The following is an 18,991-nucleotide window of genomic DNA, read 5'->3' on the forward strand; positions in this document are numbered from 1 at the left end:
TCCATAAATTTTTGATTAATCTAATTAATCTTTATGTAGTGTTGAAACTGACATTTTTGTTTTTAATTACTTAATTACAAAATTATCACTCAAATTTATAGACAAGTAATAAATATTTTACTATTTATATCTTGTTTCATTTTTTTACTTTTAACAATCATTATATTTAGTTTACAAAGATTACTTCTTAAACTTCATACATATTTTAAAGAACTCTAATTTTAATAAAATTATAAAATGGCTCCGGCACCTGGGATCGAACCAGGGACCAAATGATTAACAGTCATCTACTCTACCGCTGAGCTATGCCGGAAATTAAAAATCATTAAAACAAAAAATGGCTCCGGCACCTGGGATCGAACCAGGGACCAAATGATTAACAGTCATCTACTCTACCGCTGAGCTATGCCGGAATCTTTCTTTATCGTTAATGGGGTGGAATTATAGTAAAAATAAAATTTATTGTCAAGAGTTTTTGTAATAAATTTAGAATTTTATAAAATTTATTACAATTAAGTTCAAAAGTAGTAAGAACTACTACTTTTTACTAACTCTTTGACACTCTTTTACAAAATGAATAGCATTTTCAACTGGAACATCTGGAAGTATTCCATGACCTAAGTTAAATATATGCCCCTCACCTTTCATAACATTTTGAATTGCTTCAACACATTTTGTTGTCTCTTCTTTAGAGTATAATCTACATGGCTCCATATTTCCTTGAAGTACATATTTACTTCCAAGTTTCTCTTTAGCAAGAGCCATTGGTGTTCCCCAATCTACTCCAAATACATCAAAGTTTCCATAAACAAGTCCTCTTTCAATAAATGCAGCAACTCCTTTTGGAAACATAATAACTGGAATATGTGGATATTTCTCTTTTATATATTCTGCAATTTCAACCATATATTTCCAAGAGAACTCATCATAACGACCAGGTTCAATTGCAGATGCCCATGAATCAAATATTTGAACAACATCTGCTCCAGCTTGGATTTGTTTTTCTAAGTAAAATTTAACAACATCTGTCACTTTTCTTAAAATTTTATGTAAAAACTCTGGATTTGAATACATTATTTTTTTACAAAGATTATATGTTTTAGTTCCTTGACCTTCAATCATATAAGTTGCAAGTGTCCAAGGTGCTCCAGTAAATCCAATTAAAGCTTTATCTTGGGGTAGTTGTTGTTTTAAAAGTTTTATAGTTTCATAAACATAAGTTAGTTTATTAGCAGCTTCAACTCCTCCAATTAAATTATCTAAATCTGCTTCAGTTTTAATTGGATCTTTAAAAACAGGTCCCTCGCCTTGTAAAAAATCAAGGTGCATTCCCATCTCATTTGGAATTACTAAAATATCACTAAATAAAATTGCGGCATCAACTCCCACAATATCAAGTGGCTGAATAGTAACTTCAGCAGCAAGTTTTGGATTATGGCAAAGATTTAAAAAGTTTCCTGCTTTTGATCTAACTTCCATATACTCTTTTAGATATCTTCCAGCTTGTCTCATCATCCAAACTGGAGTGTATGGAGTTGGTCTTCTAAAACATGCTTCTACAAAAATTTTTGACATAATTTAAATCCTTTTTATTTTTTTCCAACTTTACCTGTGAAGTAAAGTCCAACAGCAAGTGCAACTATTGCTAATGCAAAATATAGTAATTCAAGTGGTGTTTCATACTTTGTATGCAAAACTCTTTGAAAATAATTTACTACTAAAACCATAATAATAACTTTTGCTATTTTATCTTTTAGCTGATCTAGTGAGCTAATATTTAAAATAGAGTTGCAATCTTCTGGAGTACAAGCTGCATCTATTTTTGAAATAAATAGTTCATAAATTCCAAAAGAAAAAATAAGTAAAACAACAGCTATTAAATACAGATCAACTGCACCAATAATTCCAGCAACAATATCTTCATGAAAATGTTCAGGATGAGTTCCATTTATAAATGTTGTAAAAATAAATTTTGCTACATTAATAACATCAACACTTGCAACAATAAATAAAATTACTGATCCAAAAAAGCCAAAAATTACAGCAAGAATTACTATAAATCTACTTTTCCAAAGGGCATTTTCAAAAAATTTCTCAAACATTTACATATTGCTTTCTAATTCAATCCATTTCAAACCGATTCTAACTGCATTTGTAGCAGCTCCAACTCTTACTTGATCTGCAACATTAAAGTAGTGAACAATATTTGAAGCATAAACATCTTTTCTAATTCTTCCAACATATGTAAAATCTGTATCTGTTGAAATTATTGGCATTGGATACTTTTTATTTGGTAAATCATCAATTACTTTTACATTTTCAAAATTCTCTAGTGCATTTCTTACTTCATCTACATCAACATCAACACCATCATTAAATGTAACTGTTAAAGATTCACTATGAGATCTTAATACTGGAACTCGCACACATGTTGCTGCAACTTGAAAGTTTTTATGCATAATTTTTTGAGTTTCATTTACCATTTTCATCTCTTCTTTTGTAAATCCATTTTCAGTAGCAACATCAATTTGAGGAATTACATTAAGTGCAATTTGGTGTGCAAATGCTTTAATTTCTGTTTCGTCCAATCTAAATGCAAAGAAATCTTGCATCTGTTTTACAAGTTCTTCCATTCCAGATTTTCCAGCACCTGAAACTGCTTGATAAGTTGATACATCAACTCTTTTAATACCATATAAATCATCAAGTGGTTTTAAACTTTGAACCATTTGAATTGTTGAGCAATTTGGATTTGCAATAATTCCAGTCTCTCTCCAAAGTCCAATATCATCTGGATTAACTTCAGGAACTACAAGTGGAACTTTTGGATCCATTCTAAAATGACTTGTATTATCAATTACAACAGCTCCTGCTTCAACAGCAAATTTTGCAAATTTTTCAGAAATACTTCCACCTGCACAAAAAAATGCAATCTCAACTTCTTGTTCTTCAAAAACAGTTTCAGTTAACTCTAAAACCGTAAACTCTTTGTTTAAAAATTCAATTGTTGAACCTGCACTTCTTGCACTTGCAAGTGGAATAACTTTATTTACAGGAAATTTAAGCTCTTCCATAACTCTAAATACTTCTTCTCCAACAGCCCCAGTTGCTCCCACAACTGCAACATTAAACTTTCTCATTTTACTCTTCCTCTTTTTTATTGTCTAAAATACTATCTAATAAATTTTCTTCTTCATCTTTTGAAGATTCAATTATTTCACCATCTTCGTTATATCTAATAATATTTCCATTTTCATCAAGTTCTATCTCTTCATCTTCTTTTGGACATTTTGCGATAGATACAACTTTATCATCTTTATCCATATTTACAATTATTACACCGCTTGTATTTCTACCAGCTTTTCTAATTGTCTGCATATCAACTCTAATCATTTTTCCAATTGAAGTTAAAAGCATTAAATCTTGTGTATCATCAACTAAAACTTCACCAACAATATTTCCAGTTTTTGGCGATAATTTCATAGCAATTACACCTGAACCTGCTCTATTTGTAAGTCTATACTCTTCTATTGTTGTTCGTTTTCCAATTCCTTTTTCAGAAACTGTAAGAATCTCTTGCTCTTCATTATCAATTACATCAGCATCTACAACAATATCTGTATCAATTTTAAACTTAATACCTCTAACTCCTCTTGTACTTCTTCCTTGATCTCTTGTTTTTTCAAGTTCAAATCTAATACATTGCCCAAGACTTGTAAATATCATAATATATTGAGTTTGTACATCTGCAATTTTAGCTGTTACAATCTCATCTGTCTCATCAAGAACTATTGCTCTTACTCCATTACTTCTAATATTAGAGAACTCATTTAATGATGTTCTTTTTATAACTCCATTTCTTGTAAAGAATACTAAAGATTTAGATTCATCAAAATCTGGAGTTGGAATAATTGCCATAATTTTTTCATCAGCTCTTAAGTTGATTAAGTTTACAACAGCTTTTCCTTTTGCCGTTCTACTTCCTTCTGGAATTTTGTAAACTTTTAACCAATAAAGTTGTCCCATATTTGTAACAAACATTAAAGTATCATGAGTATTACTTACAAAGAATCTCTCGATGAAATCATCATCGTGAGTTGTAACTGCAACTTTACCTTTTCCACCTCTTTTTTGTCTCTCATAAGATTTAATAGGAACTCTTTTTACATAACCATTATGAGTAATAGTAACTACCATTGGTTCATTTGGAATTAAATCTTCAACATCAATTTCATCATAAGAGTCTTCAATTTCTGTTTTTCTTGGAGTTGAGAATTTTTCTCTTATCTCATTTAACTCATCTTTTATAATTTCATTTAATTTTTCTTCACTTCTTAAAATTGCCTCTAATTCTGATATTAATAACATAAGTTCAGCATATTCAGCTTCAAGTTTATCTCTTTGAAGACCTGTTAATCTTCCTAATCTCATATCTAAGATTGCTTGAGATTGAATTGCACTTAAACCAAATCTTGAAGATAGATTATCTTTTGCATCTTGGTCATTTGAACTGGCTCTAATAATTTTTACAACTTCATCAATGTTGTCTAAAGCAATTTTTAAACCTTCTAGGATATGTGCTCTTGCTTTTGCTTTTTCTAAATCAAAAATTGTTCTTCTAATAATTACAGTTTTTCTATGTGATAAGAAAATATTTAATATTTCTGGAAGATTAAATACTTTTGGCTCTTTATTGTAAACTGCAAGTAATATAATCCCAAATGTTGTCTCCATAGGAGTTGATTTATAAAGATTGTTTAATACAATTTCAGCCATTGCATCTTTTTTTAGCTCAATTACAACTCTAATTCCATCTCTATCAGATTCATCTCTAACTTCTGCAATTCCTTCAATTTGTTTATCTTTTGCTAGATTTGCAATAAGTTCAATTAATCTTGCTTTATTTACTTGATATGGTAATTCATCAATAACAATAACATCTTTTTTTGCTTTTGATTCTATATGATGTTTTGCTCTAATTCTAACTCTTCCACGCCCAGTATTATAAGCATCAACTATCCCTCTTCTTCCAAAAATCGTTCCACCAGTTGGGAAATCTGGACCTTGAATAAATTCCATTAAATCAATTGCTTCAGAACTTGGATTTTCAATTAAATATAAAATTGCATCTAATAGTTCACCAAGATTGTGAGGTGGAATTTTCGTTGCCATTCCAACTGCAATTCCTTCACTTCCGTTTAGTAAAAGAGTTGGAACACGTGTTGGAAGAACTGCTGGTTCTCTCATTGTATCATCGTAATTTGGTACAAAATTTACAGTATCTTTATCTAAATCTCTTAAAACTTCTTCTGCGATTCTAGTCATTCTAGCTTCTGTATATCTCATAGCTGCTGCACTATCACCATCAACAGAACCAAAGTTTCCTTGACCATCAACCAAAGGTGCTCTCATAGAGAAACTTTGAGCCATTCTTACAAGTGCATCATAAACAGAAGTATCACCATGAGGATGGTACTTTCCTATAACATCTCCAACAATTCTTGCTGATTTTTTATATGCTACTTTTGATGTAAGATTTAAATCATGCATTGCATACAAAATTCTTCTATGAACTGGTTTTAATCCATCTTTTGCATCTGGTAATGCACGTCCAATAATAACACTCATAGAGTAATCTAAATATGAAGCTTTTACACTATCTTCAATATTTATATCTACAATATCTTGGTTCTCAAAAAGGTTTTCCATAAAATAAGGCCTTTAATATAAAGTTTTCTTAAAAAAATTGTTTTTATTTTATCTAATATATACTTAGGAATAGTTTTTTATAAAAAAAAGGAAGCAGAGAAAACTCTACTTCCTTTTTTAAATATTAAATATGTTTTTAAAACTATTTTTCAGCTTTATATTTTACTATCATAGAGTAAATTTCATCTTTAAGTTTTAACTTTTCTTTTTTCTTTGACTCAATAGTAAATTGGTCAGCATGTGAATTTTCTAAGTTTGTGATTTCATGATCTAAATCATTATGTTTATCAAAAACTTTAGTAAAGTGTGCATCTTTTTGTCTTAATTCTGCAATTACATCTCTGTGTTCGTGAAGCATTATCTATCCTTGTTTAAAATTTTAATTGAGATTATATATAAAAAGTTCTTAATCTTAACTTCTATAATCTGCATTAATTTCTACATACTTGTAGCCTAAATCACAACCGTAAGCTGTAAAACTCTCATCTCCCAAACCAATATCACAAATAATCTTGTATTTATCTTTTTTTAAAACATCTGCTGCTTTTTGCTCAATAATAGAGTCAAAACAGATTTCACCTTTATTAAACACCACAACATCATTATATGAAATTACTAGTTTTTCATCATCACAAGCTATTCTTGAAGCTCCAATTGTTGAAGCAATTCTTCCAAAATTTGGATCTTCTCCAAAAAGTGCTGTTTTCACTAAAAGTGAATTTGATAAAGCTTTTGCTGCTTTAATTGCATCTTCTTTTGTTGCTGCATTTTTTACTTCAAAAGCTGCAACTTTTTTTGCACCTTCACCATCTGCTACCATTAACATTGCCATTTCATGCATCACTAATCTTAAAGCTTCAAAAAATGCATCTTTATCATAAGCATTTGATTTTCCATTTGCTAATACCATTACAGTATCATTTGTTGAAGTATCTCCATCAACAGAAATTGCATTAAAAGTTGTCTCTTTATTTTTATTTAATGCCTCTTTTATATCTGCGTAAGGAGCAGCTGCATCTGTACAAATAAAACAAAGCATTGTTGCAAGATTTGGATTTATCATTCCAGCACCTTTTGCAACAGCTCCTATTTTAAATGATTTTCCATCTTCAAGTTTTACTTCATAAAAACAAGATTTAGAGTATGCATCTGTTGTCATAATTGCTTTGCTTAAATTTTCACCATTTTTAGCTCTTAAATCAAATTTTTCTGAACCAGCTACTAGTTTCTCAATTGGTAATGGATTCCCTATAACTCCTGTACTGCTCATAACTGGATTAATCAACTTATCATCACCAAAATTTAATTGAGAGAAAAGATTATCTATATCTTCAATACCTTTTTTACCTGTTAATGCATTTGCATTTTTTGAATTTATAAGTACAAAGTTTGTTTTAAAATTTTCACCATATTGTAAAAAATGTTTTAATGGTGCTGCTTGAAATTTATTTTCTGTAAAAATTGCTGCAACTGTACAAGCCTCTTTTGTATATATAAATCCTAAATCATTATTTCCATTTGGCTTAAGTCCAGCATGAATTCCATCACAAAAAAATCCATTTATTTGGTCTATATAACCTTTTATTGGCAAAATTGTAAACATTATTATAATTCCTTTGGTTGATTTGTTAAATTTAAAACTCTTTTTGCTTTAAAAAGACCTTTTTGTGAGCCAACAATTAAAAGTTTAGAGTTTTTATTTATAACTTTGTCTCCATTTGGAAGCTGAACAAAAACTCCACTTGATTCAGTTATTCCAATAATAGATATTCTAAGAGTATCTCTTAAATTTAGTTCTCGTAACTCTTTTCCAACTATCCAAGAATTCTCTTTTATCAAAAGATCTTCCATTGTTATTGGACTATCTTTTTTGTATAAAAATTCATCTAAAATATTTTCCATATCAGGGCTTATTGCCATAGCACTTACTCTTTTTGCCATTAAAGAAGGAGTTGCAACAACTTTGTTTGCTCCTAGTTTTTTAAGTCTTACTTTTTCATTATGAGTTTCTGCATTTGCAATAATCAAATATGGATTTCTTTCTAACTCTTTTTCATAAAGTCTTACAGATGCTATAAGTGTAATATTATCAGAGATACTTTTTGATAAAGTAATAACTCCTTTTGCAGAACTTAAATGAGATTTTAAGAAAGCTTCTTCTTTATATGGTTCTTCTTTTACAAAATATGGATAACCATGCTCTTTTGCAATAGCTTCAATATCATCACTTGAATCAACAACCACAAAAGGAATTTGATTTTCTCTAAACTGTTTTGCAACTTGTGCAGTATATTCATTGTGATAACACAAAACAAAGTGTCTTCTTAATCTTGCTATTTTGTAAAGCATTCTTCTCTCCCTTAAAAGTTCTCTTAAATTACCATTTGTAAAAACATCAATTACAACTCCAACTGCAAAAATCAAACTCATAAACCCAGCTAACATTAAAAATACAGTAAATATTATTGTTTCATTTTTAAAATTTGATTCATTTAAAGCACCAAATCCAGTGTTTGTGATAGTATAAGATGTTTGAAAAATAGCTTGCATGATGGTATAGTCTTCTAAATAAACATAAGCTAAAGTACCAACCATCATAAGAATTTGAATTAGAATCAAAGGGGATCTAATTGGTTTTAGTCTTGAGTATATAATAGGATTTAAGTCATATTGTGGAATATTTGAATTATATTCCCATTTGAAATATTTTTTGAATTTTGTGAAAATGCTCATTTAAGCACTTATTCTAGTGCTTAATTATGAGTGTTTTTTAAGAGTTCTTAGCTCTTTTGCAGAAATTTTTAACTTAGTTGTTGTTCCATCTTCTAATGTAACTCTAACTGTTCTAATATTTGGTAAAAATCTTCTTTTAGTTCTGTTTTTAGCATGACTTACGTTGTTTCCAACCATAGGTCCTTTTCCAGAAATTGCACATCTTCTTGCCATTTTGATATTCCTTTTTGTAGTAAAAAATAATTCAGAATTCTATCTTAAAATTCTTAAGTTAGAGTTAAATTTTTGTTAAAATATCATTAAATTTATCAATATTTTTATCTAAACTCATTTCAAGTGCAATATTTCTATTTTGTTTTTTAATTTTTTTAAGTTCATTTTCATCAAATAAAATAGCATCTATTTTAAAAGAAGTGCTAGGATCGTTTGGATTATCCATTGTAGCATAAACATCTAATATCTCTTTTGCATCATTATTCATAGTAGAAAAAACTACGCATTTACAAAACATAGCTTTTATAACGCTGCTTGCAATATTTTTGTTGTAGCTTGGAAGTAAAAAAATATCACTTATAAGATATAGTTCATCTAAATTCTCTTTGCTTTCATCAAGCAATATAATTTTTGGTTCTAATTTTGAATATTTTGGTAATGTAAATTCCAAAGCTGCCAACTGTTGTTTTGTTCCTGCAATAATAACTTTAAAATCGATAAATGAAATGTTTGAAACTATTTGTAAAAACTCTTTTATTCCACTTGTTTTAAAATTTTTTGCTGTAAAAAAGATAACTTTTGTATTTGCTGTAAAAGAAAATCTATCTTTATATTTTTCTTTTAACTCTTTTGGTTTTTGATATTTTAAATCAACACTTGGATAAATGACTTTTATTTTTTCATGACTTATTTTTGTTTTTGATAAAATCAGATTTAGATTTGAAAATGAGTTTGTAATTACAAATTTGGAATTTTTAATAAAATCTATTGAATTTTCATCCAGTTCTCCACTATGAAAATATATATCTGGATATCTTTTTTTTGAAAAAAACTTTGTGATAAATGATGGTTTTTTTAAAATTTTTATATCATCTCTAGCTTTTAGTTTATTTATTAAAGTATTACTTGTTTTGTAGCAGATAGTTGTTTGTTTCATAATTTAGTTTTCCTAATTTTTAAAGTTGTAATTATAGTTAAAAGTGCTTTATGATATTATTTAAACCTAAATTGTAAGGATAAATTATATGCAAAAAAAGATTATCTATCTTGATAGAGATGGAGTTATAAATGAAGATTTTGGATATGTTAGTAAAATTGAGAATTTTAAATTTGTAGATGGAGTTTTTGAAGCTTGTAAAAAGTTTTTAACTCTTGGATATGAGATTATTGTTGTTACAAATCAATCTGGAATTGGAAGAAATTACTATAGCGAAGATGAATTTTTAGAACTTACTAAATATATGAAAAATGAGTTTAAAAAACAAGATATTGATATTTTAAATGTCTATTATTGTCCACATAACCCAAATGAAGATTGCTCTTGCAGAAAACCAAAATCTGGAATGATTTTACAATCTTTAAACGATTTTGAAGTAGACTTAAATAGTTCATGGCTAATTGGTGATAAAATGAGTGACATTGAGTGTGCAAAAAATGGTAATATACCAAATAGAATTTTAATAAGTGAAAATATTGTAGATAGTAAAGATTTTTTGCTTGCAAAATCATTGCTAGATTCAGTAAAATATATAAAAAAGTAGGAAAATATGAAATATAACAATATAAATTTTAATAAAAAAACGATTTTAATAACTGGTGGTGCTGGATTTATAGGTTCAAATTTGGCTTTTTATTTTCAAAAAAACTTTCCAGAATCAAAAGTAGTAGTTCTAGATTGTTTTAGAAGTGCAGAGACTTTTTCAAATGGAAATTTAAAAAGTTTTGGTCACTTTAAAAATCTTTTAGGCTTTAATGGAATAGTAATTAGTGGAGATATAAATGATAAAAAATTATTAAAATCTCTAGAAAATAATTACAAATTTGACTATATCTTTCATCAAGCAGCAATTTCTGATACAACGGCAATTGAGCAAGATATTATGATAAAAACCAATGTAAATGCTTATGAAGATTTGTTAAAAATTGCAATAAAACACAAAGCAAATATGATTTATGCTTCAAGTGCTGCAACTTATGGAGATAGTGATAGATTTGAAGTTGGTTTTGAAAAACCAAATAATGTTTATGGATTTTCAAAAGTTATGATGGATAATATTACTTACGAATATTTAAAAAAAGATTTACCAATATCTATTGTTGGGCTTAAATATTTTAATGTTTATGGTCCAAAAGAGTTTTTCAAAAATAAAACAGCTTCAATGGTAGTACAATTTGGTCACCAAATTTTAAAAGGACTTACTCCAAAACTTTTTGAAGGAAGCGATAAAATTTTAAGAGATTTTATCTATATTGAAGATATTATTCAAGCAAATATTAAAGCTTGCAAACCTAAAAAATCAGGTGTTTACAATGTAGGAACTGGAAATGCTAGAAGTTTTGAAGATATTGTAACTATTTTACAAAAAGAGCTTGAAATTGATAAGGGAAAAGAGTATATACCAAATCCTTATGTTGGTTCTTACCAATTTTTTACAGAAGCAAATATTTTAACAACTAATAAGTTTTTAGATTATGAACCTAGATTTAGTTTAGAAGATGGAATAAAAGCTTATATTCCTGAAATTAAAAGATTGTTTACTGAAGAGCTAAAATGATAAAATTAGATAAAAAACCAAATATTCTTGTAATTGGTGATCTAATGATTGATCACTATTTATGGGGAAGCTGTGACAGAATTTCTCCTGAAGCACCTGTTCAAGTAGTAAATGTAAAAAAAGAGAGTTCAGTTTTAGGTGGTGCTGGAAATGTTATTAACAATCTAGTAACACTTGGAAGTATAGTTGATGTAATAAGTGTAATTGGAAATGACACTGTTGCAAATGAATTAAAAAATTTATTAGAAAGAATAGATGTTCCAACATCAAACTTAGTGGTTGAAAACAGCCGACAAACTTCTAAAAAAAGCCGTCTTATAGCATCTCAACAACAAGTTCTAAGATATGATATGGAAAGTATTGATGATATAGATGAAAATAGTCACAAACAAATTATTCAAACTTTAGAGAAAAATATAAATAAATATAGTTCAATAATTTTATCAGATTATGGAAAAGGTGTTTTAACTACAAGTTTAACAAAAGAGATTATAAAAATTGCAAATAAGCATAGTGTAAAAATTTTGGTTGACCCAAAAGGAAAAGATTATAGTAAATATAAAGGTTCATATACTCTAACTCCAAACAAAAAAGAGGCTATGGAAGCTACAAATATTGATATAAAAGATGAAAATTCTTTAATCGAAGCTTTAAAAAGTTTAAAAAATCAATGTGCTTTAGAAGTTTCTCTAATAACTTTAAGCGAACAAGGTATTGCAATTTTTGATGATAATTTAACTATTAAACCAACAGTTGCAAGAGAAGTTTATGATGTAACAGGTGCTGGAGATACAGTAATTGCTTCAATTGCTTTTGCTTTAGGAAATGATTTAGATATAAAAGATGCTATATATTTTGCAAATTTAGCAGCTGGAGTTGTTGTAGGAAAAATTGGAAGTGCAACAGCAACACTTGATGAAATTTATGAATATGAATACAGTTTACACAAATCAAACTCTACTTCACATATAAAAACTTTTGATGAGATTAAAACTTTATCTTCAAAACTACATAATCAAGGTAAAAAAATAGTATTTACAAATGGTTGTTTTGATATTTTACATGTGGGTCATGTAAAATACTTAGAAGTTGCAAAAAGTTATGGAGATGTTTTAATTTTAGGGTTAAATGCAGATAGTAGTGTAAGAAAATTAAAAGGTGAGTCTAGACCAATAAACACTCAAGATGATAGAGCTTATATTTTAGCTTCTTTAGAGAGTGTTGATTATGTAGTTATTTTTGAAGAAGAGACACCTTATGAATTAATAAAATTAATCAAACCACATGTTTTAGTAAAAGGTGGAGATTATGAAGGTAAAGAAGTTGTTGGGCAAGATATAGCAGATGAGTTAAAGCTTGTTCAATTTGTAGATGGGAAAAGTACAACAAATACAATAAAAAGGATACAAAACGATGCAAAATGCAATAATTAAAGAGTTTTTAGCACATCAAGAGACAATTGCTAAAGTAATAGAAACTATGCAAGAACCACTTTTAGAAGCTTCAAAACTTGCAGTTGAAACTTTAAGAGCTGGAAATAAAATTTTACTTTGTGGAAATGGTGGAAGTGCAGCTGATGCACAGCATATTGCTGCAGAACTTACAGGAAGATATAAAACTGAAAGACGTGGACTTCCTGGAATTGCACTTACAACTGATACAAGCGCATTAACAGCTATTGGAAATGATTATGGTTATGATAGAGTTTTTGATAGACAAGTTGAAGCTTTGGCACAAAAAGGTGATTTATTAATAGGAATTTCAACTTCTGGAAACTCTTCTAATGTAATAAATGCTTTAAAAGTGGCAAGAGAAATAGGATGTAAAACTTTAGGATTAACAGGGCGTGATGGTGGAGCTATGAATGAACTTTGCGATGTAAACTTAGTTGTTCCATCAAATGATACTCCTAGAATTCAAGAAATGCATATTTTATTTGCACATACAATTTGTCAGATAATTGATAATGAATTAAGCTAATTTTGTAATTGCTTTTAAAACATCATCTGCTGTGACTTTTTTCATACAGTTGTGATGTTTTAGAGGACACTCTCTTTTCATACATGGTGCACAATCTAAGTTCTTTGTCACTATTAATCCATTTTTATCATTTCTCCATTGATTTGTCTCTGTAAACTTTGTAGGTCCAAAAATTGATACAGTTTTTACTTTATAAGCAGCAGCAATGTGCATAGGTCCACTATCATTTGTAATAAACAAATCTAATCCTGCAATTTTTTCTATAAGCTCTGGAATTGTTGTTAGTCCAGATAAATTTTGATAATTTGATATACCATTTTTTATTAATATATCTTCAATATCTTTTGCAATATCAGTTTCAGCTGGTCCGCCAAAAATTACAATATTGTATTTTGAAGCTAAGCTTATTGCAACTTTTGCAAACTCTTGTGGGTACCATCTTTTTGCACTTCCATAAGTTGCACCTGGATTTATTCCTAAAGTTGGTTTTGCATATGAAAATGGTTTAAAATATAGTTTTAAATCCCCTACTTCGTTTTTTAATTTTAAAATTTTGTTTACAAAATCATTATAACGAATAGCTAGATGAATCTCTTGTTTTGTAAGTCTTTTGTAATTGAATTTATTTTTTGATTTTATAAAAAACATCATGAATTTTGAAGAGAAACTTCTTCTAAAAGAGATTGCTAAATCAATTTTTCCAATAGATTTTGCAAGATTTATTAAATTTTTATATCTATTGCCATCTTTTTTTGTATCATCAACTATAATTTTTTCAATATTTGGATAGTTGCTAAAAGCTTGTGTAGATACATATGAACCTAGAAGTGTGATTTTAGCATCTGGATATGTTTTTATTATATTTTGTATAGCTGGTGTTGCCATAATTGCATCACCTAGCCATGAAGGAATTTCTATAAATATTTTTTTAACCATTTTTTAACATTTCCTTAAAAGCATAAAATTGTGGGTATTTTACAATTTTTCCATCTCTATTATCAACCAAACCATATCCAGGAGCAAGTAGCTGATGCCAGAAAACTTTTTTTATTTTTTTTGAATCACGTGCAATTTTAAAATAATCCAACATATATTTTGTATAATCTTCACAACTAACACACTCTTTTTCACTCGTAGGTGCGTATGGAGCTGTATTTGAGATTGGCCAATTAACTTCTGTAATATAAATATCATCACTTGAAGTTTTTGGACTTAGTTTTACAAGTGAAAAAAGCATATCTATTTTATTTCTTAAGTCAAATATTCCATATTGACTATTTTGTGGAGCACCTCTTCTATCTACATAAAGCAAAGCCGAAGTTATATCATATTTTATTTTTTTGAAATTAAACATAGCTCTTGCATTATAATAGTACTCAAAATCTATCACAGATGGTCCTAAAAGCTTAATATTTTGGTATTTTTCTTCTTTTATTTTGGAAGCTACCATATAAAAATTCATAAATTCTAAAGTACTAAAGAAACCCCATTTTAATCTATTTATTGTAGTTCCTATTTGAAACTCATTTGATATATCTTTAAATTTTTCAAAAATTAAACTAATATTTTTTTCTAAAAGTTCCCTATTTTCAATATTTAATCTATCTTGAATCACATTTATTAAAATATTTTTTCTATTATTTTGATTAAAACTATTTGCAAACTCAAAATATAAATCAATATTTTTTATATCACAAAGTGGAACTCGTATAATAAGATTTCTAACACCCAACTCTTCAACTAACTCTTGCTGAATATTATTGCCATTTTCTTTATCAAGATTTACTCCAAGACCTATAAAATCTATATTTGAAGTTTTAACTCTTCCTTTAAAAAATTTCATAAAAATTATTGAAATAGGAAGAATAAAAATAGAAGTAAAAAGTAGTTTTAAATTGTCTTTAAATTCTTTTTTTCTCATAGCTTTTTTAAAAGCCCTATCTTTTATAACTTGCGGTTGATCTGAATAATTGTCCCAAATAAAATGTTTATTTGACATCCAAAATCTCTTTTAATCTATTCTCAATTTCCAAATATTGTTCTTTTGTATAATTTTTGTTTATCATAAAGTTATTTTGATTTTTTTCATCACTTACTGTTGCCCATCTTTTACTACTTGCAAATAGGCTATCTCCAAAAAAAGACAAAGTCATAGTATTTGTTGCACCTGCAAGATGCATAGGTCCTGTTGAAGTGCTTATAAATATTTTACTTTTTGCTATATATTTTGCAAAATCCATCAAAGTAACTTTTGACTCATAAATATATGCTTCAAAATCTAAATGAGCCTCAATATAATCTTTTGATTTCTCATCATCTGGACCAAAAGAAAAAACTATATCATACTCACTATTTTTAATACTTCGTGCCAAATTTATATAATCATCAATTCTTAAATTTCCATCACTACTACCACCAAATCCAGTGTGAAAAATAACTCTTTTCTCTTTTTTTTCTTTAATATTTAAAAGTGGTTTTATAAAATCAAGCTTAATTTCTGGAAAAATTGCCTTTGCTAAATCAAGATTATATTGCCACTCTGTTTTTATAGCTTTACTTCTTCTTTGTCTTATTCGTTTGTTAAAGAAAAATTGTGCTAGTTTTGTTGCTGGTGCAACCCTTTTTTTAATTCCACTTTTATAAAGTATTTTTCCTAATTGAGTATCTATATATGCACTAATACTTGCATCAAAATTTTTAGATTTTATCTCTTCCAAAGTTCTAGGAAAATCCTTTTTATTATATAAAATAACATCATCTATAAACTCAATATCTTTTGCAAATTTATAATTTATTTTTGAAACCAAAGCTGTAATTTTTGTATCAGGGTACTGCTCTTTTATAGCTTTAAAAAGTGGTAAGGTAACTACAAAATCCCCTATTTTATCATGTCTTGTTATAAGTAAATTCATCTATTTTCCAAATATATTTAAAATATCTATTTTTATATTTTTAAAATCTTTTTCATTTCTAGTTACCAAAATTAAATTATTTATTTGAGCAGTTGAAGCAATTATATTATCAACTAATTTTATTTTTTTATATTCTCTATTCTTTAATGATTGTAAAATAATCTTCTCATTTGTATCAATAATTTCAAAGCTATTAAGCATTTTTAAAACATATTTTTCATCTTCATCGCTAAAATCAAAAGATAATACTTCTAAAACAGTCAATCTTGAAATACAAGATTCTTCAAAATAGTTCTCTAAAAAATCCATAGCCATTTTTTCGCCATTTAAATGATAAATTATGATATTTGAATCTATTAAATATTTTTTAGATTTTTCTATCACTTCTTATCTCTCTTTGCCATTTTAATGGGTCTATTTTTTTATCTTTTAATATTCCAGCTGTTCTAGAAAAAACTTCTAAGATTTTTGTTTTTTTTATTTTATTCTCATTAAATAAAGGTAAAATCAAAATCTCTACTTGTCTGTTTACATACTCTTTTGGAATTTTTAAAGTAAAATTTGTATTAGTTGGGGTAACAATTTCTCTAATCATTTCATACTCCTTTTATTTTTTATCATTATATCTATTTTTAAGTTCTAAATTCTTCTCATAAAGCTTTATATATTTATAAAAATTTGTAACCATATGAGAAAAGGCAATTACAAGTCCCACATAACCATCTCTAAATCCCTGTTTTAAAATATATGTTCTAAAAAATGAATATATACTATTTGAAAAAGCTTTTACTGGACTTGAAGATTTTTTACCAACATTATTTGTAGCAAAAAGAGTAGAGTATCTATCTGCTTTTATTATAAATTCTGAAATTGTATGATAGCTATAGTGTTCAACATTTCCTTTTAACTCTTCTATGTTTAAGCCATCTGTTATAATATCTTCATGAACATCATTTGAGTTATAAGAGGTTATATTTTTGTTGTACAATCTTTTGATTTTTTGATTATTCCATCCGCAATGTTTTACTTGAATATCTTTGTAGAAAGCTTTAAAATTAAGTTTATAAACGGTTTTTTCATCAAGTTTTTTATTTTTCAACTCTTTTAAAAGCTCACTATCAACTACTTCATCACTATCAATTATCAAAATCCAATCATTTATAGCAAAAGAAGTTGCATGATTTTTAGTCCAGCCGAAACCTTTAAACTCACCTTGTATTAAATTTACATTTGAAAAACCTTTTACAATACTTATAGTTCCATCTGTTGAGCCATTGTCATAAACAACGACATCATCAAAATCTACTAAACTTTTTAAGCTATTTTCTATAGTTTTTTCATTGTTTTTTGCTAATACAACTACACTAATATTCATTTTTGACCCAATCTTTTTACTAAACCTTTAAATTTATATTTTAATAGTTTTGTAGTTTTAAATATTTCATAAGGAGTTTTTAAATCATCTCCATCAACTCTATAAATCGCTCCATTAATTCCGCTAAAATCTTTATGTATTGCATTTCCAATTCTGAAATTGTATTTATAGTATTTTTTTGCTTCTTTTAAAATGTTTTGATTGTATTTTCCAAAAGGGAATACAAAACTCTCTATTTTTGTATTTAATTTATCTTCTAAAATCTCTTTTGAAACTCTTAACTCTAAATCTAAATCAACATTTCCTTCTAGCAAATTTATATGAGAATGTGAATGTGAACCAAAAACAACTAAACCACTTTCTTGCATCTTTTTTAACTCTTTATATGTGCAAAATGTAGCTTTTTGATAATTTTGAAACAAATCATTGTGTTCAAAATTCATTCTACTTTCTGCTAACTCATCTGTGTCATCTAAAATATATTTTGAAGGAATTGCCAAAAGTGCTTTTAGATTATACTTTTTCAAAAGTGGAAAAATTAAAAAATAAAAATCAGCATAAGCATCATCAAAAGTTAAACAAACACTTTTTTCAGTTATTTTTTCACCTGGAAAAATAGTTTTGAAATTGTTTTTTATATGTTTTAGATGCTCTTCAAAAATTGCTAAATCATTTGAACATCTATCACTATTCACATGATGATACATAATACTAATCAACAACTTTTTTTCCTTTTAATCTTTTTTTGAAATTTATTTTTGCTTTATGATTATGGGAAAAAGCTAAAGCTTTAGAAACTAGCTCTTTTTCATCTTTTTGTAAAAGTCTTGCATACTCTTTTATAACAACTTCCAAATCCTCATCTTTTGCCCAAAGTTTAGAGAAGTTTTTAAGTCTATCATTTAGCTCTAAATCAAAAAATTTCATTCTATTTATATCTACAATTTGAAAAATAAAATTATCATTCTCTTTTTTTATTAATATATTTCCAGGACTATAATCAAAGTGAAAAATCCCAGCTTGGTGTAAATCAAATGTAAATTTTGCAAAAGCTTTCAAAATCTCATTTTTATTTGGAAAATTTATATCTAAAAGTGGCTCTCTAATAGTAAAATCATATTCAAATTTTTCACTTACAAAATAGCTCTCATTTAACAAACCCATTTTGTAAAACTCTATATATCCTATAGGTTTTGGTGTAAACTCTTTAATTTTTAGAGCATACTCATAAGATTTTTGTGCTTTTGATTTTTTGAAAAATGTATATACAATTTTATTTATAAAATGTGGTATTTTAAAATATTTCACAACTAGCTTTTTATTTTCATGCTCTATAACTTTTAGTTCATTTCTAGCTTTGTGTATGGTATTTGAATTTTCTTTGAAAAATTGTTTTATATTGCATAAAAAAGATTCAAATTTTTTGAATTCTTCATTTAAAATAAATTTATAGTTTGACAATTTTTACCTTTTTCTTTTTTGATAGTTAAGATTTTAGCCAAAAAAGCATTTAA

General features: G+C 27.3%; 21 protein-coding genes and 2 tRNA genes. 4 read left to right on the forward strand and 19 right to left on the reverse strand.

The window, feature by feature from the left end; genetic code table 11:
• Positions 1-238 precede the first annotated feature (238 nt).
• The 11 genes from CJ670_RS04795 to CJ670_RS04845 all read right to left on the reverse strand — a co-directional run bounded on the left by CJ670_RS04795 (position 239) and on the right by CJ670_RS04845 (position 9,592).
• Positions 239-313 (reverse strand) — tRNA-Asn (locus CJ670_RS04795).
• Positions 314-338: 25 nt separating this feature from the next.
• Positions 339-413 (reverse strand) — tRNA-Asn (locus CJ670_RS04800).
• 124 nt (positions 414-537) lie between these two features.
• Positions 538-1,575, reverse strand: a complete 1,038-nt coding sequence (gene hemE, locus CJ670_RS04805) for a uroporphyrinogen decarboxylase (protein ID WP_105939063.1) — start codon at positions 1,573-1,575, stop codon at positions 538-540.
• 14 nt (positions 1,576-1,589) lie between these two features.
• Entirely contained in the window at positions 1,590-2,102 is a 513-nt protein-coding gene (locus CJ670_RS04810) for a YqhA family protein (protein ID WP_105912468.1), read from the reverse strand.
• A complete protein-coding gene (locus CJ670_RS04815) occupies positions 2,103-3,140 on the reverse strand; it encodes an aspartate-semialdehyde dehydrogenase (RefSeq protein ID WP_105912467.1) in 1,038 nt (345 codons plus the stop codon).
• A gap of 1 nt (position 3,141) precedes the next feature.
• Positions 3,142-5,709, reverse strand: a complete 2,568-nt coding sequence (gyrA, locus tag CJ670_RS04820) for a DNA gyrase subunit A (protein ID WP_105939064.1) — start codon at positions 5,707-5,709, stop codon at positions 3,142-3,144.
• Between the two features lie 142 nt (positions 5,710-5,851).
• Positions 5,852-6,067 carry an HP1242/YdcH family protein gene (locus tag CJ670_RS04825; protein WP_105912465.1) on the reverse strand — a complete coding sequence of 72 codons (216 nt, stop codon included), beginning with the start codon at positions 6,065-6,067 and terminating at the stop codon, positions 5,852-5,854.
• Between the two features lie 54 nt (positions 6,068-6,121).
• Positions 6,122-7,312 (reverse strand): bifunctional glutamate N-acetyltransferase/amino-acid acetyltransferase ArgJ, encoded by a 1,191-nt coding sequence (gene argJ / locus CJ670_RS04830; protein ID WP_105939065.1) that lies wholly within the window; start codon positions 7,310-7,312, stop codon positions 6,122-6,124.
• A gap of 2 nt (positions 7,313-7,314) precedes the next feature.
• Positions 7,315-8,442 carry a potassium channel family protein gene (locus CJ670_RS04835; RefSeq protein WP_105939066.1) on the reverse strand — a complete coding sequence of 376 codons (1,128 nt, stop codon included), beginning with the start codon at positions 8,440-8,442 and terminating at the stop codon, positions 7,315-7,317.
• Positions 8,443-8,466: 24 nt separating this feature from the next.
• Positions 8,467-8,655 carry a 50S ribosomal protein L28 gene (rpmB, locus tag CJ670_RS04840; RefSeq protein ID WP_066152839.1) on the reverse strand — a complete coding sequence of 63 codons (189 nt, stop codon included), beginning with the start codon at positions 8,653-8,655 and terminating at the stop codon, positions 8,467-8,469.
• Positions 8,656-8,719: 64 nt separating this feature from the next.
• On the reverse strand, positions 8,720-9,592 hold the full coding sequence (locus CJ670_RS04845; RefSeq protein ID WP_105939067.1) for a glycosyltransferase: 873 nt from the start codon (positions 9,590-9,592) through the stop codon (positions 8,720-8,722).
• Positions 9,593-9,680: 88 nt separating this feature from the next.
• On the opposite strand from CJ670_RS04845, the gene gmhB reads away from it, so the two are divergent.
• Genes gmhB through gmhA form a run of 4 tightly spaced genes read left to right on the forward strand, consistent with a single transcriptional unit; the run spans position 9,681 to position 13,190 of the window.
• Positions 9,681-10,196, forward strand: coding sequence for a D-glycero-beta-D-manno-heptose 1,7-bisphosphate 7-phosphatase (gene gmhB / locus CJ670_RS04850; RefSeq protein ID WP_105939068.1), 516 nt, complete (start codon positions 9,681-9,683; stop codon positions 10,194-10,196).
• Between the two features lie 6 nt (positions 10,197-10,202).
• Positions 10,203-11,210 carry an ADP-glyceromanno-heptose 6-epimerase gene (gene rfaD, locus CJ670_RS04855; protein ID WP_105939069.1) on the forward strand — a complete coding sequence of 336 codons (1,008 nt, stop codon included), beginning with the start codon at positions 10,203-10,205 and terminating at the stop codon, positions 11,208-11,210.
• The gene (gene rfaE1, locus CJ670_RS04860; RefSeq protein ID WP_105939070.1) at positions 11,207-12,643 is read left to right on the forward strand and encodes a D-glycero-beta-D-manno-heptose-7-phosphate kinase; all 1,437 of its coding nucleotides are present in this window, start codon (positions 11,207-11,209) and stop codon (positions 12,641-12,643) included. Before rfaD ends, rfaE1 begins: the two co-directional genes overlap by 4 nt.
• A complete protein-coding gene (gmhA, locus tag CJ670_RS04865) occupies positions 12,624-13,190 on the forward strand; it encodes a D-sedoheptulose 7-phosphate isomerase (protein ID WP_105939071.1) in 567 nt (188 codons plus the stop codon). The genes rfaE1 and gmhA overlap by 20 nt, the downstream gene beginning before the upstream one ends.
• Here gmhA and CJ670_RS04870 read toward each other — a convergent pair.
• The 8 genes from CJ670_RS04870 to CJ670_RS04905 are packed head-to-tail and all read right to left on the reverse strand — an operon-like array spanning position 13,182 to position 18,938.
• Entirely contained in the window at positions 13,182-14,126 is a 945-nt protein-coding gene (locus CJ670_RS04870) for a glycosyltransferase family 9 protein (protein ID WP_105939072.1), read from the reverse strand. The genes gmhA and CJ670_RS04870 overlap by 9 nt on opposite strands.
• Entirely contained in the window at positions 14,119-15,189 is a 1,071-nt protein-coding gene (locus tag CJ670_RS04875) for a hypothetical protein (protein ID WP_105939073.1), read from the reverse strand. The genes CJ670_RS04870 and CJ670_RS04875 overlap by 8 nt, the downstream gene beginning before the upstream one ends.
• Positions 15,179-16,102 carry a glycosyltransferase family 9 protein gene (locus CJ670_RS04880; protein WP_105939074.1) on the reverse strand — a complete coding sequence of 308 codons (924 nt, stop codon included), beginning with the start codon at positions 16,100-16,102 and terminating at the stop codon, positions 15,179-15,181. Before CJ670_RS04880 ends, CJ670_RS04875 begins: the two co-directional genes overlap by 11 nt.
• Positions 16,103-16,486 (reverse strand): type II toxin-antitoxin system VapC family toxin, encoded by a 384-nt coding sequence (locus tag CJ670_RS04885; protein ID WP_105939075.1) that lies wholly within the window; start codon positions 16,484-16,486, stop codon positions 16,103-16,105.
• The gene (locus CJ670_RS04890; RefSeq protein ID WP_105912545.1) at positions 16,470-16,697 is read right to left on the reverse strand and encodes a hypothetical protein; all 228 of its coding nucleotides are present in this window, start codon (positions 16,695-16,697) and stop codon (positions 16,470-16,472) included. Before CJ670_RS04890 ends, CJ670_RS04885 begins: the two co-directional genes overlap by 17 nt.
• 12 nt (positions 16,698-16,709) lie before the next feature.
• On the reverse strand, positions 16,710-17,477 hold the full coding sequence (locus CJ670_RS04895; protein ID WP_105939076.1) for a glycosyltransferase family 2 protein: 768 nt from the start codon (positions 17,475-17,477) through the stop codon (positions 16,710-16,712).
• Positions 17,474-18,199, reverse strand: coding sequence for a polysaccharide deacetylase family protein (locus CJ670_RS04900; protein ID WP_228154202.1), 726 nt, complete (start codon positions 18,197-18,199; stop codon positions 17,474-17,476). Before CJ670_RS04900 ends, CJ670_RS04895 begins: the two co-directional genes overlap by 4 nt.
• Positions 18,189-18,938, reverse strand: a complete 750-nt coding sequence (locus CJ670_RS04905; protein ID WP_105939077.1) for a lipopolysaccharide kinase InaA family protein — start codon at positions 18,936-18,938, stop codon at positions 18,189-18,191. The genes CJ670_RS04900 and CJ670_RS04905 overlap by 11 nt, the downstream gene beginning before the upstream one ends.
• Positions 18,939-18,991 lie beyond the last annotated feature (53 nt).

This window comes from Arcobacter cryaerophilus gv. crypticus (assembly GCF_002993025.1).
GTDB lineage: Bacteria > Campylobacterota > Campylobacteria > Campylobacterales > Arcobacteraceae > Aliarcobacter > Aliarcobacter cryaerophilus_B.

What these genes read in the sequence shown, in the direction of transcription:
- CJ670_RS04815 (WP_105912467.1), bottom strand. Translation starts at nt 3,140, where the DNA reads ATGAGAAAGTTTAATGTTGCAGTTGTGGGAGCAACTGGGGCTGTTGGA.
- CJ670_RS04835 (WP_105939066.1), bottom strand. Translation starts at nt 8,442, where the DNA reads ATGAGCATTTTCACAAAATTCAAAAAATATTTCAAATGGGAATATAAT.
- CJ670_RS04890 (WP_105912545.1), bottom strand. Translation starts at nt 16,697, where the DNA reads ATGATTAGAGAAATTGTTACCCCAACTAATACAAATTTTACTTTAAAA.
- gmhA (WP_105939071.1), top strand. Translation starts at nt 12,624, where the DNA reads ATGCAAAATGCAATAATTAAAGAGTTTTTAGCACATCAAGAGACAATT.
- hemE (WP_105939063.1), bottom strand. Translation starts at nt 1,575, where the DNA reads ATGTCAAAAATTTTTGTAGAAGCATGTTTTAGAAGACCAACTCCATAC.
- CJ670_RS04825 (WP_105912465.1), bottom strand. Translation starts at nt 6,067, where the DNA reads ATGCTTCACGAACACAGAGATGTAATTGCAGAATTAAGACAAAAAGAT.
- CJ670_RS04870 (WP_105939072.1), bottom strand. Translation starts at nt 14,126, where the DNA reads ATGGTTAAAAAAATATTTATAGAAATTCCTTCATGGCTAGGTGATGCA.
- CJ670_RS04880 (WP_105939074.1), bottom strand. Translation starts at nt 16,102, where the DNA reads ATGAATTTACTTATAACAAGACATGATAAAATAGGGGATTTTGTAGTT.
- gyrA (WP_105939064.1), bottom strand. Translation starts at nt 5,709, where the DNA reads ATGGAAAACCTTTTTGAGAACCAAGATATTGTAGATATAAATATTGAA.
- rfaE1 (WP_105939070.1), top strand. Translation starts at nt 11,207, where the DNA reads ATGATAAAATTAGATAAAAAACCAAATATTCTTGTAATTGGTGATCTA.
- CJ670_RS04810 (WP_105912468.1), bottom strand. Translation starts at nt 2,102, where the DNA reads ATGTTTGAGAAATTTTTTGAAAATGCCCTTTGGAAAAGTAGATTTATA.
- rpmB (WP_066152839.1), bottom strand. Translation starts at nt 8,655, where the DNA reads ATGGCAAGAAGATGTGCAATTTCTGGAAAAGGACCTATGGTTGGAAAC.
- CJ670_RS04875 (WP_105939073.1), bottom strand. Translation starts at nt 15,189, where the DNA reads ATGTCAAATAAACATTTTATTTGGGACAATTATTCAGATCAACCGCAA.
- gmhB (WP_105939068.1), top strand. Translation starts at nt 9,681, where the DNA reads ATGCAAAAAAAGATTATCTATCTTGATAGAGATGGAGTTATAAATGAA.
- argJ (WP_105939065.1), bottom strand. Translation starts at nt 7,312, where the DNA reads ATGTTTACAATTTTGCCAATAAAAGGTTATATAGACCAAATAAATGGA.
- rfaD (WP_105939069.1), top strand. Translation starts at nt 10,203, where the DNA reads ATGAAATATAACAATATAAATTTTAATAAAAAAACGATTTTAATAACT.
- CJ670_RS04845 (WP_105939067.1), bottom strand. Translation starts at nt 9,592, where the DNA reads ATGAAACAAACAACTATCTGCTACAAAACAAGTAATACTTTAATAAAT.
- CJ670_RS04895 (WP_105939076.1), bottom strand. Translation starts at nt 17,477, where the DNA reads ATGAATATTAGTGTAGTTGTATTAGCAAAAAACAATGAAAAAACTATA.